At 65.9% G+C, this 15,191-nt stretch carries 13 protein-coding genes; 7 read left to right on the plus strand and 6 right to left on the minus strand.

Translation table 11 applies throughout. The features are described 5' to 3' along the window. Positions 1 to 24: 24 nt before the first annotated feature. Both AB843_RS12805 and AB843_RS12810 read left to right on the plus strand, forming a co-directional pair. Positions 25 to 2,178, plus strand: a complete 2,154-nt coding sequence (locus AB843_RS12805; RefSeq protein ID WP_048647246.1) for a thiamine pyrophosphate-dependent enzyme — start codon at positions 25 to 27, stop codon at positions 2,176 to 2,178. Positions 2,179 to 2,188: 10 nt separating this feature from the next. After that, a complete protein-coding gene (locus AB843_RS12810) occupies positions 2,189 to 3,730 on the plus strand; it encodes an indolepyruvate oxidoreductase subunit beta family protein (protein WP_048647247.1) in 1,542 nt (513 codons plus the stop codon). A gap of 228 nt (positions 3,731 to 3,958) precedes the next feature. On the opposite strand, the gene AB843_RS12815 is transcribed toward AB843_RS12810, so the two are convergent. Genes AB843_RS12815 through AB843_RS12835 form a run of 5 tightly spaced genes read right to left on the minus strand, consistent with a single transcriptional unit; the run spans position 3,959 to position 8,920 of the window. After that, positions 3,959 to 5,434 carry an aldo/keto reductase gene (locus AB843_RS12815; protein WP_048647248.1) on the minus strand — a complete coding sequence of 492 codons (1,476 nt, stop codon included), beginning with the start codon at positions 5,432 to 5,434 and terminating at the stop codon, positions 3,959 to 3,961. 4 nt (positions 5,435 to 5,438) lie between these two features. Then, on the minus strand, positions 5,439 to 6,428 hold the full coding sequence (locus AB843_RS12820) for a branched-chain amino acid ABC transporter permease (protein WP_048647249.1): 990 nt from the start codon (positions 6,426 to 6,428) through the stop codon (positions 5,439 to 5,441). Continuing rightward, positions 6,425 to 7,339, minus strand: coding sequence for a branched-chain amino acid ABC transporter permease (locus AB843_RS12825; RefSeq protein WP_048647250.1), 915 nt, complete (start codon positions 7,337 to 7,339; stop codon positions 6,425 to 6,427). The genes AB843_RS12820 and AB843_RS12825 overlap by 4 nt, the downstream gene beginning before the upstream one ends. Then, entirely contained in the window at positions 7,336 to 8,091 is a 756-nt protein-coding gene (locus AB843_RS12830; protein ID WP_048647251.1) for an ABC transporter ATP-binding protein, read from the minus strand. The genes AB843_RS12825 and AB843_RS12830 overlap by 4 nt, the downstream gene beginning before the upstream one ends. 7 nt (positions 8,092 to 8,098) lie before the next feature. After that, entirely contained in the window at positions 8,099 to 8,920 is an 822-nt protein-coding gene (locus AB843_RS12835) for an ABC transporter ATP-binding protein (protein ID WP_053086131.1), read from the minus strand. A gap of 266 nt (positions 8,921 to 9,186) precedes the next feature. On the opposite strand from AB843_RS12835, the gene AB843_RS12840 reads away from it, so the two are divergent. The 5 genes from AB843_RS12840 (at position 9,187) to AB843_RS12860 (ending at position 14,082) form a co-directional block, all read left to right on the plus strand. Further along, complete coding sequence (locus AB843_RS12840; protein WP_048647252.1) at positions 9,187 to 9,894, plus strand: GntR family transcriptional regulator; 708 nt, start codon at positions 9,187 to 9,189, stop codon at positions 9,892 to 9,894. After that, positions 9,887 to 10,258: a TIGR04076 family protein gene (locus tag AB843_RS12845; RefSeq protein WP_048647253.1), complete on the plus strand. Its 372-nt coding sequence runs from the start codon at positions 9,887 to 9,889 to the stop codon at positions 10,256 to 10,258. Before AB843_RS12840 ends, AB843_RS12845 begins: the two co-directional genes overlap by 8 nt. Next, entirely contained in the window at positions 10,245 to 11,294 is a 1,050-nt protein-coding gene (locus tag AB843_RS12850) for an aldo/keto reductase (RefSeq protein WP_048647254.1), read from the plus strand. Before AB843_RS12845 ends, AB843_RS12850 begins: the two co-directional genes overlap by 14 nt. Positions 11,295 to 11,412: 118 nt before the next feature. Next, the gene (locus AB843_RS12855; protein WP_048647255.1) at positions 11,413 to 12,681 is read left to right on the plus strand and encodes an ABC transporter substrate-binding protein; all 1,269 of its coding nucleotides are present in this window, start codon (positions 11,413 to 11,415) and stop codon (positions 12,679 to 12,681) included. A 177-nt stretch (positions 12,682 to 12,858) separates the two neighbouring features. After that, positions 12,859 to 14,082: an argininosuccinate synthase gene (locus tag AB843_RS12860; protein ID WP_048647256.1), complete on the plus strand. Its 1,224-nt coding sequence runs from the start codon at positions 12,859 to 12,861 to the stop codon at positions 14,080 to 14,082. A 197-nt stretch (positions 14,083 to 14,279) separates the two neighbouring features. On the opposite strand, the gene AB843_RS12865 is transcribed toward AB843_RS12860, so the two are convergent. Then, positions 14,280 to 15,095 (minus strand): lytic murein transglycosylase, encoded by an 816-nt coding sequence (locus tag AB843_RS12865; RefSeq protein ID WP_048647257.1) that lies wholly within the window; start codon positions 15,093 to 15,095, stop codon positions 14,280 to 14,282. Between the last annotated feature and the right edge of the window lie 96 nt (positions 15,096 to 15,191).

Genomic DNA, 15,191 nt, shown 5'->3' on the forward strand with positions numbered 1-15,191 from the left:
GATCCGGCGACGGGAGACTGAACCATGGCTGAACGTTCCTTCGTCAAGGAAGTGGAAAAACTTCGCCTTGGAGCGGGCGAGACGTTTCACGGCGAGGGCATCCTCGCCATCACCAAGGCGCTGCTGCAGAGCGGTGTCGGCTATGTGGGCGGCTATCAGGGCGCGCCGATCAGCCATCTGATGGATGTGCTGGCCGACGCGCAGGACATTCTGGGCGAACTGGGCGTGCATTACGAGGCGAGCGCCTCGGAGGCGACGGCGACGGCCATGCTGGCTGCCTCCGTGCACTATCCCATTCGTGGCGCCTGCGCCTTCAAATCGGCCGTCGGCCTGAATGTCGCATCGGACGCGCTGGCCAATCTGGCCTCCGGCGGTGTTACCGGCGGGGCGCTGATCATCGTCGGCGAGGACTATGGCGAGGGCTCCTCGATCATGCAGGAGCGCAGCCATCCCTTCGCCATGAAGAGCCAGGTCTGGCTGCTCGACCCGCGCGCCAATCTGCCGTCCATCGTTCAGGCGGTCGAGGACGGGTTCGAGCTCTCGGAAGTGTCCAACACGCCGGTCATGCTGATGGTGCGCATCCGCAGCTGCCATGTGTCCGGCAGCTTCGAGACCAAGGACAACCGCCGCCCGACGATGACGGTCGCCGAGGCGTTGGAAACGCCGCGCCGCGACACCAACCGCATCGTCCTGCCGCCCGCCTCCTTCCTGCATGAGAAGGAGAAGGTGGAAAAGCGCATGCCGCAAGCGGTGGAGTTCATCCGCTCGCGCAAGATCAACGAGTTCTTCGGGCCGCAAGGCGGAAAATCCGGCATCATCCTGCAAGGCGGCATGTACAACGCCGTCATCCGCGCCCTGCAGCGGCTGGGCCTGGCCGACGTCTATGGCGAGACGGATGTGCCGCTTTATGTGCTCAACGCCGTCTATCCACTGATCGACGACGAGGTGATCGCCTTTTGCGAGGACAAGGAAACGGTCCTGATCGTCGAGGAAGGCCAGCCCAACTATCTCGAGCAGGCCATCGCCTCGATGATGCACAAGGCGGCGCTGGACACGCGCATCCTCGGCAAGGAAATGCTGCCGATGGCCGGCGAATACACCGGCCAGGTGATGCTCGACGGGATCAGCGCCTATCTGCGCGCGCATGCGCCGCAGATGCTTGCCGCGCAATTCCTGGCGCCGAATGCTTCGGGCGAAAACGCGCTGGCGGCCGACCTTGCCAAGGTGGTGCCGGGGCGTCCGCCGGGGTTCTGCACCGGTTGCCCGGAGCGGCCGATCTTTGCCGCCACCAAGCTGATCGAGCAGGAGCTCGGGCCGCACCACATCGCCTCCGACATCGGCTGCCATCTGTTTTCCATCATGCCGCCGTTCGAGCTGGGGGCGACGACGATGGGCTATGGCCTCGGGCCGGCCTCGGCCTCGGCCTTCAATGCGCCCGACGCCAAGCGGCGGTCGATCTCCTTCGTCGGCGATGGCGGGTTCTGGCACAATGGCCTGACCTCCTCCATCGGCAATGCCGTGTTCAACCAGAATGACGGCGTCATCGTCATCGTCGACAATTATTACTCGGCGGCCACGGGCGGGCAGGACATCCTGTCGTCGCGCGCCGACAACCGCTCCAAATCAACCCAGCATCCGATCACCGATGCGGTGAAGGGGATGGGGGTCAAATGGATACGGCACATCGACCGCACCTATGACGTCAACAAGGTGCGCGCCGCGTTGCGCGAGGCGCTGACGACCGAGGAGAAGGGCCCGAAGGTCATCGTCGCCTCGTCGGAATGCATGCTCAACCGGCAGCGCCGCGAGAAACCGCTGGCCGCCAAGGCCATCGCCGGCGGCGAACGCGTCGTGAAGCCGCGCTTCGGCGTTGACGAGGATGTGTGCACGGGCGATCACGCCTGCATGCGGCTGTCGGGCTGTCCGTCGCTTTCGGTGAAGACGCTGGACGATCCGCTGCGCGACGACCCCGTGGCCTCCATCGACCACACCTGCGTCGGTTGCGGCAATTGCGGTGAGGTGGCGGAGGCCGCCGTGCTGTGCCCGTCCTTCTACCGCGCCGATGTGGTGCACAATCCCGGCCGTTGGGACCGGTTCATGGATGGCGTCCGGCGCGGCGTTACCCACTTCCTGCAGAGCCGGCGCGAAAAACGTCGCCTGACCTTCATCGAGGCTTGAGGATAGCGGCATGGCCACGCGCAGCAAGAAACAAAGCGATCAGAAGATCACCAAGCTCGCCGTCCTGGCGGTCGGCGGCCAGGGTGGCGGCGTGCTCACCAACTGGATCACCGATGTCGCCGAGCGTAATGGCTATCTGGCGCAGTCGACCTCGGTCGCCGGCGTGGCGCAGCGCACCGGCGCGACGATCTACTATGTGGAGATGTGCCCGGATACCGGCCGGCGGCCGGTTTTCGCCCTGTCGCCGGCGCAGGGCGACGTGGACATCCTGATCGCCGCCGAGCTGATGGAGGCGGGCCGCGCGGTGATGCGCGGCTTCGTGACGCCCGACCGCACCACGCTGATCGCCTCGGCGCACCGGATCGCCGCCGTGTCGGAAAAGATCGAGCCGGGTGACGGCCGCGCCGACGGGCCGACCGTGCATGAGAATGCGCGGCAGGCGGCCAGCCGCTATGTCGCCTTCGACATGGAAAAGATCGCCGTCGAGGCGGGGTCGATGATCTCCGCCAGCCTGTTCGGCGCGCTGGCGGGATCGGGCGCCCTGCCCTTCGCGCGCGAAAGCTATGAAGAAACCATCCGCGCATCGGGTCGCGGCGTGAAGGCCAGTCTGGCCGCCTTCGGCATGGCCTATGACCGCGCGACGGGCGTTGCTGCGCCGGACGCAGCCGAACCTGCAGCCGGCTCGGCTGGCAAGGACGTTTCCGTGCGCGGCCCCGACCGTCTCGTGGCGGAGTGGCGCCGGCTTGCCGGTCGCGCCGGGGCCTATCCCGAACCGGTTGCCGCGATGGCGCTGGCCGGCCTGCGCAAGGTGGTCGACTATCAGGATCTGGCCTATGGCGCCGACTATCTCGATCGCGTTGATGAGGCGCTGGCGCTGGACGATGCCGGGCGGGGGCATGCATTGTCGACCGCCGCGGCCAAGCACGTGGCCAATGCCATGTGCTATGACGACATTCTGCGCGTCGCCGATCTGAAGACACGCACGGCGCGCGAGGCGCGCATCCGCCGCGAGATGAGTGTCGGCGACAGCAACGTCCTGCAGGTGACGGAGTATTTTCACCCGCGCATCGAAGAGGTGTGCGGCACGCTGCCCGCCGGTCTCGGCCGCTTCATCGAAAGCCGGCCGGGCCTGGCCAAATGGATCGACCGGCGCATCAATCGCGGCCGGCGTATCCGCACAGACAGCCTGACGGGTTTTGGCGCGCTGTGGGTGATCGGTACGCTGCGACCCTGGCGGCGCGGCCTGCTGCGCCATCAGGTGGAGACGGCGCATCTGCAGCGCTGGTACGCGCTGGCGCTCGACACGGCGCGTCGCGACTACGCACTGGGCGTCGAGATCCTCAACTGCCGCCGGCTGATCAAGGGGTATAGCGACACGCATATGCGGGCGCATTCCAAGTTCGACCGGGTGTTGTCGGGCCTGCCCTTGCTCGAGGGCCGGGCGGACGCCGCCGACTGGCTGCGCCGGCTGCGCGAGGCGGCGCTGAAGGACGAGAAGGGCGATATGCTCGACGGGGCGCTGAAGACGGTGGCGACGCTCGAGGCGGCTTGATATGCCGGCTTAGGGAAGTTTCGCTGCGTCGCTTATCATAGCAGTCCAGGCTTTTGTCGGCGCTCGCCCCTCATCCCCCTGCCGGGACCTTCTCCCCGTTCACGGGGAGAAGGACGTTGGCCGCAACGCTGACGCACCCTCTCCCCGCATGCGGGGAGAGGGTAAGGATGAGGGCGGACACCGACAAAAGCCGAAAACGATCAACCTCGCAGTCCGTCAGCACTGCGCTCAGTCGATAACCGCCTCGGCCTCGATCTCGACCAGATAGTCGCCGACGAGATTGCCGGCTTCGATCAGCGTATTGGCCGGGCGCATGGCGGCGAAGGCGCGGCCATGGGCCCGCGACACCGGCTCCCAATGCGTCACATCGCGCAGATAGATGCGCGTGCGGACCACATCTTCCATGGTGCCGCCGAGGGCGCGGATGGCGGCGGCGATCTTGTCGAGAATGTAGGTGGCCTGGGCACCGGGATCGCCCGGCGCGACGCAGCGGTCGGCGCCATGGGTCGCAGTCGTGCCGGAAACACGGATCGTATCCTTGACACGTATGGCGCGACTATAGCCGGCTAACTCTTCCCATACGCTGCCCGATGAAACGCGCGTCCGATCGGGTCGGCCGGGCATCGGTTCCGGCTTGTGGATGGAAGGGATGGCCTGCAGGTGGTGGCTAAGATCGCCGGAGGCCGTGAGGTAGGGCGGGCGGCGGTATTCGTCGCCGCAGTCGCCGGGCACTGGCCGCGTCGCCGTGAAGGCGGCGTTGAGCCGGTCGCGGTCTTCCGCATCGAGCGAGAAGCCGAAAACCTGCAGATTGTCCGTGCGGTGCTCGTTCTCGCCGAGCCGGGCGCCGATGATCGCCGCAGCGACGGCTTCGTGCTCCAGCACCCAGCGTGTGGCGACGTTGGAGATCGACACGTTATGCTTGCGGGCAATGTCTCCCGCGGCCGCAAGAATCCCCTGAAAGGCCACCCAGCCGCCGGTGGTCTCGATGAAGCGCTTGTATTTCTGCCGGCTCCAGTCGGCGATCTCGGCCGGCTCCTTCTGCCCCAGCCATTTGTCGGAAAGGAAGCCGCCGCACAATGTGCCATAGGCGAGGAGCTTGACGCCGGTTCTGCCGCATAGCGCTGCGAGATCGCCTGCCGCGCGCCGGTCGACCAGCGAGAAGGACACCTGGTTGCTGACGATGGGCACGCCATCGGCCAGCGCCACGGCCAGATGCGCGGCGTCGAAATTGGTCACGCCGATCTCACCGATCAGCCCTTCCCGGCGCAGCTCCGCCATTTCGTGCAACGCATCCAGCCAGGCGGGATGCTCGAAGGTCCACCAGTGAAACTGCAACAGGTCGACCTTGTCGACGCCGAGGCGCTCAAGCCGCTCCGCAACGCCCCGGCGTACCGCGTCGGCTGTCATCGGGCCGGGCTCGGGGCACCATTTGGTGAAGGCCAGCGGCCGTTTCGCGCCGGTCGGATAGCGGGCCAGAAGCCGGCCGGCAATCAATTCGGCACTGCCATAGTGATCGGCCATGTCGAATGTGTCGAAACCGGCATCGGCATAGGCTTGCAACGCATCCGCGGCGCTGTCGAGATCGAGCGTGCCGCCGTCCTTTTCCAGGTCGGCCACCTGCCAGAGGCCGCAGACAAGCCGCCGGACCACCAATGTTTCGGATAATCGGCTCGTCTCCGGTTCAGATGCGGGGCGGTCGGTCATGATCTTACTCCGGCCTTTTTTCGGCGGGTTGCGTTCTTTTTGCGAGCGTTCCCAGATGGCGCGAAACCGTGCGCATCTCGCCCAATATGCCTTGCGGGCGCAAAAGCAGCACTGCACATATTGCAACGCCGATGAGAGCAATTTGCAACGAGGCGGCGCGGGCTTGCTGGCCGGGATCGAAAACCGCGGCGATCAGCGCCGCTGAAACAGCCCAGATTCCCCAGACGAGGACGGCGCCGAGAATGGCGCCGCGATTGTTGCCGGAACCGCCAACGATGAGCATCGCCCAGACCTGGAAGGTCAGCATCGGCAGGTAGTTCTCAGGGGCGATGAAGCCGATGAAATGGGCCTGTGCCGCGCCGGCCAGTCCCATGATGCCGCCGCCGATGGCGAAAGCCTGCAGGCGAAAGCGCGTGGCGCTCTTGCCCAGCGCCAGGGCCGCTGTCTCATCCTCGCGAATGGCGCGCAGGACGCGGCCCCAGGGGCTGCGCACCAGCCGCTCGAGGGCGAAGTACAGGAGCAGGACGACGGTGATGAGGAGCGCCAGATTGAACAGGCTGAACAGCAGCGGATTGCCGGCCTGGGCGGCAAAGGGGCGCGGGATGAAGCCGATGCCGAACGGCCCGCCGGTGATCGGCTCCAGGTTGAGCGCGCAAAGCTGGACGGCAGCAGCGATACCGAATGTGGCAATGGCCAGATAGTCGGCACGCAGGCGTATGGTCAGCCGGCCGACCAGATAGGAGACCAGGGCGGCGGCCAGTGCGCCGCCCAGCCAGCCGACAGCCATGGGCAGGCCGAAACCCCCCAGCCGGCCGGCCGTGTCCGGCGTTGTCAGAATGGCGGAGACATAAGCGCCGATGGCGACGAAGCCGGCGATGCCGACGTTGAACAGCCCGGTCTGCCCCCATTGCAGGTTGAGGCCGAGGCACATGATGGCGTAGGTCAGCGCGACGGTCAGGAAGAAGCAGCCATAGGCGATCAGTTCGACGCTCATGCCTGCGGCCTCCCCAACAGGCCTTGCGGGCGCAGGAGCAGCACCAGGACGAGGATGACGAAGGCGACGGCCGTTCTCCACTCGGCGCCGATCAACTGAACCGTGCCGGCCTCGGCCAGCCCGACGATCAGCCCGGCCAGCATGGCGCCCGGCACGCTGCCGATGCCGCCGAGGATCGCCGCGGCGAACAGCGGCAGAAGCAGGTCGAAGCCCATATAGGGACGCAGCTGGACGAGAAGGCCGGCCATGATGCCGGCGACACAGGCAAGGGCGGCACCGAGCAGCCAGACCACGCGGATGACCTTGCGCACATCGACGCCGACGACGCCGGCCAGCGCCTGGTTCTCGCTGACGGCGCGCATGGAGCGGCCGATGGCCGTGCGCGTCAGAAGCAGGTGCACGGCGACGACCAGCAGCACCGCGACGGCCAGGGCGAGAAGCTGGTCCGGCGTGGCACGCATGCCGCCGCCGAGCGGCAGGGCGATCTGCAGTTCGCGGGTAAAGTAAGCCGGCTTGGACGTGAAGACGAATTCGAGCAGGCTGCGCAGGGTGAGCGCCGCGCCGAAGCTGGCCATGACCATGACGATGATGGAGCTGCGCCGGACGCGCAACCGGCCGAACAGAACGGCGTCGACGGCGAGCGCCAGAAGGCCGGTCAGGGCCATGGCGGCGATGGCGGCGAGCGGCAGGGACCAGCCGAAGGAGAAAGGCCCGATCGGCGCGAGAAGCCCGGCCGACAACACGCCGAGCGCCGAGCTCAGCGCCAGCGCGGCGTATGCGCCGAAGGTCAGGAGCTCGCTATGGGCGAAATTGGCGAAACGCAGGATCGAATAGGTCAGCGTCACGCCAATGGCGCCGAGGCCGTACATGGCTCCGGCGATCAGTCCGTCGACCAGCACTTGCGGGTTCATCGCCCTTCCTCCTGTCCGGCAGGCGCCGCGCCGAGGTAGAGCTGGGCGACGATCGGGTCTTCAGCCAGCGTCGCCGCCGGTCCCTCGTGGCGCAATTCCCCCTCCACCAGGATCACGGCGCGGTGGGCGATGGCCAGCGCCGCCTTCACGTTCTGCTCGACCAGGACGATGGTGATGCCGGCGGCGTTGATGTCCTTCAGCCGGGCGAAAACCTCGCCGACGATCTTTGGCGACAGGCCGGCGGAGGGCTCGTCGAGGATCAGTACGGATGGCTTGACGATCAGCGCGCGGGCGACGGCGAGCATCTGCCTCTGCCCGCCGGAGAGATTGCCGGCGCGGGCCGAGCGGCGGGCAGCGAGATCCGGGAAGAGGTCGCAGACCTCGGCGATGCGTTCCGCCTGCACGCGCCGGGGCAGGATGTCGGCGGCGAGCTGCAGGTTCTCCTGGATCGACAGGGTGGCGAAGATGTTTTCCGTTTGCGGGACGAAGGCGAGGCCATGGCGCACTTTTTCCTGCACCGGTGAGCGGGTGATGTCCGCCCCGGCGAGAAAGGCATGGCCGGAGTGGATCGGTACCAGCCCGGCGATGGCCTTGACCAGCGTCGATTTGCCGGCGCCGTTCGGTCCCAGGATGACCACCAGTTCACCCGCAGCCACCTGGAAATCCACGCCGCGGACGATCGGCAGGTCGCGCTCGTAGCCGGCGACCAGCGCTTGCGTGGCCAGCGCGGGCGGTGGTGCCACGGTGCTCATGGGGCGCTCATGCGGCCGTGCCCAGATAGGCTTCGATCACCGAAGGGTCGCGCGCCACATCATGCGGCGTTCCCTCGGTGAGGTGGCGGCCGGCGGCCATGACCACGACGCGGCCGCACAGCCGCGCCACCATCTCCATATTGTGCTCGATCAGGAAGATCGACTTGCCGTCGGTGTTGAGCCGCTGAATGCGTTCGATGATCACTTCGAGCAAGGTCGGGTTGACGCCAGCAGCCGGCTCGTCGAGCAGGATGGCCTGCGGTTCGGCCATCAGGATGCGGGCCAGTTCAAGCAGCTTGCGCTGCCCGCCGGACAGAACGCGGGCCGGCTCGCTCTCCAGATGCGACAGGGTGACGAAATCGAGCAGGGCGCGGGCTTTCTCGACCGCCTGCCGTTCTTCCTGCGCCACACGGCCGCCTTGCAGGAAATTCATCCATATGCGTTCGCCGGCCTGCGCCTGGCGGCCGGTCAGCACGTTTTCCAGCACGGTCATTTCGGCGAAAGGGCGCGGGATCTGGAAGGTGCGGCCAACGCCGCAGGAGATGCGGCGTTCCGCACCTTCGCCAGAGACATCGCGGCCGCCGATCAGAATGCGGCCCTCGGTCGGCTTGAGACTGCCGGCGATGAGGTTGAACAACGTCGTTTTGCCGGCGCCGTTGGGGCCGATCAGGCCGAGCATCTCGCCTTGACGCAGACAGAGCGACATGCCGTCGACGGCGCGCAGGCCGCCAAAATGCATCCCCACGTCCCGCGCCTCGACAAGCACCGTGCCCTGCGCGACGGCGGAGGGGCGAGGCGTTCGGCCGGGGTGTTGGTCGATATCCGTCATAGGATCGCTTGCCAAATCGTGATCTATGATGTTTGATCAAACTTGACATTGCTGCGGAAAGCAACCGGAAAGTTTGCGTGCCTGCCGAAGCCTTTCTCAAGGCGGCTCCGGCGGGCTGGTCCGGACAGAACCGTCCGGCCCGGCGCAAGGGAAGCGAGGTGGCGTATGACGGCGGATCGAAACAGGCCCGGGCCAGCGTGGTTTCGCGATGGGGCCGAACGGGTTGTGCGCCTTGCCGCACCGCTGCGGGCGCGAGGCGACCACTGATGGTGAGCCGCGCGCCTCTCTCGCCGGTTGGCCGGGAAACCCTGCAGGACCGGGTCTATGCCGAGCTTCGCCGGTCGTTGATGCACGGCATGTTCGACGCGGGTGCCATGCTGCGCATCCAGGATGTCGCGGCCAAGCTCGACACCAGCACCATGCCGGTGCGCGAGGCGCTCGGGCGGCTGGTGTCCGAACAGGCGCTCGAGGCCTTGCCGAACCGCTCGGTGCGCGTGCCGCTCATCACCCGTGAACGGCTCGACGATCTTGCGCGGGCGCGCTGCCTGGTCGAGGGTGCGCTCACCGCCCTGGCCAGCGCAACGCTGTCGAAGCAGGATTTCGATGCGCTGCGCGTGCTGACCCGCCGCTGCGACGCGGCCTTCGGCGGCGACGATCCCGACAAGGCGCACACAACCTCCGAACTGAACCACAGTTTCCACTTCCATATCTACCGTGCGGCCGGTTCGGCGGTGCTGATCCCCGTGGTGGAAAGCCTGTGGCTGCAATCAGGGCCTTATGTGCGCGCGGCGGCGCAGATCCATGACGAGGACCGCGACATTCGCGCCACGCATTTCCACTGGGCACTGATCGAGGCGCTCGAGCGCCGTGATGCGGAGGCCTCGATCAAGGCGCTGACCCAGGACATCACCCGTTCGTTCGACTTGATCCGCAGCAGTCTCGACGCCAAGGAGAAGGTGGCGCGCTATGGTTGAATCCAGGGATGACGGTTTTGATCTCTACGATCTGCGCGTCGAGGTGGTGGTGCCGGAGGGCGCGCCGATCTATTGCGGCGCCAAGCCCGGCGATCATTTCGAGCTGCGCGGCGAGATGCTGCATCTGCCGCCGGGCCAGGGCTTTTCCATCTATTCTTTGGCGGCCGTGCTGCCGTTGCTGGCCGCCAAGCAGCGCCCGGCTCACGCGAACGACTGGATGACCACCGACGCGGAGGTGGCCTGTCCAGACCCGAACTGCGGATCCCGTCTGCGCATCACCCGGCTCGGCAAGCGCCGTTTCAGCCATGCCGAAACCACCGCAGTGCCCCTGACGAAGGACCAGACAGACGATGCAGCGCATTGAACTCGCCGCCGGCTACGAGATTTCCCGCGTCATTCGCGGCGGCTGGCAATTGTCGAGCGGCCACAGCGCGGCGCAGAGCGAGGACCCGGTCGCCGATATGGTCGCCTTCGCCGATGCGGGCATCACCACGTTTGATTGCGCCGATATCTATACGGGTGTCGAGGAGCTGATCGGCCGCTTCCGCAAGCGCTATGCGGATCTGCGCGGCGCGGCGGCGCTGGCCGCCGTCAAGGTGCACACCAAATGCGTGCCAGACCTGAACCTGCTGCCACGCCTGACCCGGGCCAATGTGGCGGGCATCGTCGATGAATCGCTGCGCCGGCTGGGGCAGGAGCGGCTCGACCTGGTGCAGTTTCACTGGTGGGACTACGCCGTGCCGGGATGGCTGGAGGCGGCGCACTGGCTGGACGAGCTGCGCCGCGAGGGCAAGATCGACAGGCTCGGCGGGACCAATTTCGACACGGCGCACATGCTGGCGATCGCCGAGAGCGGCGTGCCGCTGACCTCCATGCAGGTGCAGTATTCGCTTCTCGACGGGCGCCCGGCGAAGGAGATGACTGATGCCGCCGCCGCCCATGGCGTCTCGTTGCTGTGCTACGGCACCGTTGCCGGCGGCTTCCTGAGCGAGCGCTGGCTGGGCGTGGCCGAACCGGCCGCGCAGCTCGAAAACCGTTCGCTGACCAAGTACAAGCTGATCATCGATGATTTCGGCGGCTGGGCGCTTTTCCAGGCGCTGTTGCGTGCGCTCGATGCCGTTGCCCGGCGGCATGGCAGCACCGTCGCCACCGTGGCGAGCGCCGCCATGCTGCGGCGGCCATCGGTCGCCGGCGTCATCGTCGGTGCGCGCAACCGTTCGCATCTCAGCGCGAATCTGGCCATTTCGGATCTCGCCCTGATGGCTGGCGACATGGCGGAAATCGATGCGGTGCTGGCTAAGGCCAACGCCATTGAAGGCGATGTCTTCGACCTGGAGCGGGACCGTGAAGGCCGGCACGGCTCGATCATGAAATACAACCTCAACAAGGGCGCTGCCTGACACGGGGCAAGGAATGCCGCGCGGGATGGCGCGGTGAAAAACGGAAGACCGGAAGGGCCCCCGGCATGTGGGCCAGAAACCAAAACCAAACCTGCAAACCAGACAGGGGAACACAGTCATGAAAAAGATACTTCTTGCCACAACGGTTTTCGCTGGGGTTTTCGCCGGGCTTGCAATGCCGGCGGCGGCCCAGAATTGCGACATCACCATCGGCCTGGTGATGGAGTTGACCGGGCCCGCCGGCCAGTACGGCCAGGCCGGCGCCAAGTCCGTCGAAATGGCCTTTCGCGACTTCAATGAGGCCGGCGGCGTCGACGGCTGCAAGCTGGTGACCGACACGCGCGACAGCCAGAGCCAGGGCACGGTGGCCGTCGACCAGGCGACACAGCTCGTCAACGTCAAGAAGGTGCCGGTCATCATCGGCGGCATCATATCGTCCGTGTCGATCCCGATCCTCACTTCCGTCACGGCAGCAGCCGGCGTGGTGCAGGTGTCTCCGGCGTCGTCCTCGCCGACGCTGACGGCGCTCGGCCGCGACGGCAAGACCAACGGCGTTTTCTTCCGCACCATCACGTCGGATGCGCTGCAGGGCACGGCGGCGGCGAAATATGCGCTGGACCAGGGGCTGAAGAAGCTCGCCATCGTCCACGTCAACAATGATTTCGGCGTCAACATGGTGCGCGAATTCCAGGCGGCCTACGAGAAACTGGGCGGCACGGTAACTTCGGTGACGCCCTATAACGAGCGCCAGGCGAACTATGCGTCGGAGGCGAGCGCCGCCATGGCCGGTGAGCCTGAGGCGCTCTACCTGGTCAGCTATCCCGTCGACGGCGCGACCATCGCGCGGGCCTGGATTTCCGGCGGAGGCCCGCAGAAATTCCTGCTCAATGACGGCATGAACTCCGAAGACTTCATCGAGGCCGTCGGGGCAAAATATCTCAACGAAGCCTATGGCACCTCCTCGGGCACGAGCCCGACCGCCTCGACGGAGTATTTCTACGGCAGTTACGAAGCGTTCTCCGGCGGCATCAAACCGGACGCGCCGGCGGCCGACCGTTCCTACGACGCCGGGGCCATCGTCGCGCTGGCGGTGGCCAAGGCCGGCAAGGGCGATGCGGCGGCCATCAAGGCGGCGATCCCGGAAGTGGTCGCGTCGGGCGGCGAGGTCATCCATGCCGGCGAGCAAGAATTCGCCAAAGCGCTGGCGTTGATCAAGGAAGGCAAGCCGGTCAAGTATGAAGGCGTCATCGGCCCGGTCAGCTTCGACCAGTATGGCGACATCACCGGTCCGTTCCGTCTGTGGCAGATCAAGGACGGCACCGTTACCACGGTCGGCGAGATGAGCGCCGACGAGGTGGCCAAGGTCAAGGCAGGGATCGCCAACTAGCCATAAGGCGCATTCGGGGGCAAAAGGGGTCGCGTCGTTTCGGCGTGGCCCCTTTCATTTCGGCGGGCTGGCCTTGCCCGTGCGACCATTCCTGATAATAGTCGGCGCAATCTGTGGGGCGCTGTTTCGCCGGCCCTCCACGAATTGTGCCGAGATTCTCGAAGACCGGAAGAAATCATGACGAAACCCAAAGACGTGAAAAAGGTCGTGCTCGCCTATTCGGGCGGCCTCGACACCTCGATCATCCTGAAATGGCTGCAGACGGAGCTTGGCGCGGAGGTGGTGACCTTCACCGCCGATCTCGGCCAGGGCGACGAGCTGGAGCCGGCGCGCAAGAAGGCCGAGATGCTCGGCATCCAGGAGATCTACATCGAGGATGTGCGCGAGGAGTTCGTCCGCGATTTCGTCTTCCCGATGTTCCGCGCCAATGCGCTTTACGAAGGCACCTACCTGCTCGGCACCTCGATCGCCCGGCCGCTGATCTCCAAGCGCCTGGTCGAGATCGCCGCCGAGACGGGCGCCGACGCCATAGCCCATGGCGCGACGGGCAAGGGCAACGACCAGGTGCGTTTCGAGCTTTCGGCCTATGCGCTGAACCCGGACATCAAGATCATCGCGCCATGGCGCGACTGGGCCTTCAAGTCGCGCACCGACCTCATCAATTTCGCCGAGGCGCACCAGATTCCCGTGCCGAAGGACAAGCAGGGCGAGGCGCCCTTCTCGGTCGACGCCAACCTCCTGCACTCCTCGTCCGAGGGCAAGGTGCTGGAAGACCCGTGGAACGAGCCGCCGGAATATGTGCACCAGCGTTCCGTTTCGCCGATGGACGCGCCCGACCAGCCGACCGAAATCACCGTTTCGTTCAAGGCCGGCGATGCCGTGGCCATCAATGGCAAGGCGATGTCGCCGGCGACGCTGCTGCAGACACTCAACGATCTTGGCCGCGACAACGGCATAGGCCGTATCGACCTGGTCGAGAACCGGTTCGTCGGCATGAAGTCGCGCGGCATTTACGAGACGCCCGGTGGGACGATCCTGCTGGCGGCGCACCGGGCGATGGAATCGCTCACGCTCGACCGGGGTGCTGCGCATCTGAAGGATGAGCTGATGCCGCGTTATGCGGAGCTGATCTATAATGGTTTCTGGTTCTCGCCCGAGCGAGAAATGCTGCAAGCGGCGATCGACAAGAGCCAGGAGGATGTCGAAGGCGAAGTGCGGCTGAAGCTCTACAAGGGCAACGTCATCGTCACCGGCCGCAAGTCCGACAAGTCGCTTTATTCGGATGCGCTGGTCACCTTCGAGGACGACCAGGGCGCTTATGACCAGAAGGACGCGGCGGGTTTCATCAAGCTCAACGCATTGCGGCTGCGGACGCTGGCGGCGAGGAAGCGCGGCCGGTAGGGAGGCGCTTCCTCGCTCAGGAGGGCGAAGACGCAGAAGAAAAAAGGGGCCGAGCGCGAGCTTGGTCCCTTTTGTGTTAGTGGAGAGGAAAGAAAGCGCTTCCTTGAACGCCTCCCGGCCCTTCGCTATGGCTCCGGGCGTTCGTCGCTTCAATCGACAAATCGTTGTCGATTGATCGGCCTATGGCCGACCGCGCCTCACCCATCGATCTCCTTGCCTATGATGGCAATGGCCTGCTGGTAGACGCTTGCCGCGTTCCAGCCCTGGATGGCGCGGAAATTGGCTTGGCCGGGCTGATAGCCCGCGCCGGCACGCCAGCCATGGGCGCGCAGGAAATTGGCCGTCGAGGCGAGCGCGTCGGCCGATGAGCGGATCATGTCGACGCGGCCGTCGCCGTCGCCATCGACCGCATATTTCAATGCGTTGCCGGGCAGGAACTGCGTCTGGCCGATCTCGCCATGCGCCGCGCCCTTGGTGCTGGGATGCAGCATGCCACGATCGACCATCTGCAGGGCGCCATAGAGGTGACCGGTGAAGAACTCCGAACGCCGGCAGTCATAGGCCAGCGTCGCCACGGCCGACATGGTGTGCTGGTTACCGAGAAAGCCGCCGAAGCCGGTCTCCATGCCCCAGATGGCGATAAGCGGGCCGGCGGGCACGCCATAGCGCTTCTCGAGGTTGGCGAACAATTGTGCGTGCTTCTTCTTCATGCCCTTGCCGCGCGAGATGATGGCGTTGGCGCCGCGCTTCTGCATGAACGAGTTGAGCGACAGCTTGAAGCTCTTCTGGCCGCGATCGGCGGCGATGGTCTTGCTGGCATAGCTGGTGCTGGCCAGCGCATCGAGGCCGCGCTTGCCGATGCCGCGCGACGCGGCTTCGCGGCTGAACTGCGCCTTCCAGTTCTCAAAGCCGCCCGCATTGCTTCCACACTGGGCGGCCGATGCGGCGCCCGCGGCAAAAACTGATGCACACACAGTTGCGGCTATGATCGCCGCCCTGCCCCCGAAAGCCATGTCGCTCTCCTTAAGAAAATAATGGCCATAAAATTTGATCCTGCCAGCGTTTGCACGCACTGTCACCCGCCGCAAGGCCTTTTGCGGGTTAGCATA

Origin of the sequence: Nitratireductor soli, from assembly GCF_001050155.1 — a bacterium.
GTDB classification, from domain to species: domain Bacteria; phylum Pseudomonadota; class Alphaproteobacteria; order Rhizobiales; family Rhizobiaceae; genus Nitratireductor; species Nitratireductor soli.

Coding starts and splice junctions, on each gene's coding strand:
- AB843_RS12835 (WP_053086131.1), bottom strand. CDS start 8,920: ATGACGGATATCGACCAACACCCCGGCCGAACGCCTCGCCCCTCCGCC.
- AB843_RS12860 (WP_048647256.1), top strand. CDS start 12,859: ATGACGAAACCCAAAGACGTGAAAAAGGTCGTGCTCGCCTATTCGGGC.
- AB843_RS12810 (WP_048647247.1), top strand. CDS start 2,189: ATGGCCACGCGCAGCAAGAAACAAAGCGATCAGAAGATCACCAAGCTC.
- AB843_RS12865 (WP_048647257.1), bottom strand. CDS start 15,095: ATGGCTTTCGGGGGCAGGGCGGCGATCATAGCCGCAACTGTGTGTGCA.
- AB843_RS12840 (WP_048647252.1), top strand. CDS start 9,187: ATGGTGAGCCGCGCGCCTCTCTCGCCGGTTGGCCGGGAAACCCTGCAG.
- AB843_RS12805 (WP_048647246.1), top strand. CDS start 25: ATGGCTGAACGTTCCTTCGTCAAGGAAGTGGAAAAACTTCGCCTTGGA.
- AB843_RS12850 (WP_048647254.1), top strand. CDS start 10,245: ATGCAGCGCATTGAACTCGCCGCCGGCTACGAGATTTCCCGCGTCATT.
- AB843_RS12855 (WP_048647255.1), top strand. CDS start 11,413: ATGAAAAAGATACTTCTTGCCACAACGGTTTTCGCTGGGGTTTTCGCC.
- AB843_RS12815 (WP_048647248.1), bottom strand. CDS start 5,434: ATGACCGACCGCCCCGCATCTGAACCGGAGACGAGCCGATTATCCGAA.
- AB843_RS12820 (WP_048647249.1), bottom strand. CDS start 6,428: ATGAGCGTCGAACTGATCGCCTATGGCTGCTTCTTCCTGACCGTCGCG.
- AB843_RS12845 (WP_048647253.1), top strand. CDS start 9,887: ATGGTTGAATCCAGGGATGACGGTTTTGATCTCTACGATCTGCGCGTC.
- AB843_RS12830 (WP_048647251.1), bottom strand. CDS start 8,091: ATGAGCACCGTGGCACCACCGCCCGCGCTGGCCACGCAAGCGCTGGTC.
- AB843_RS12825 (WP_048647250.1), bottom strand. CDS start 7,339: ATGAACCCGCAAGTGCTGGTCGACGGACTGATCGCCGGAGCCATGTAC.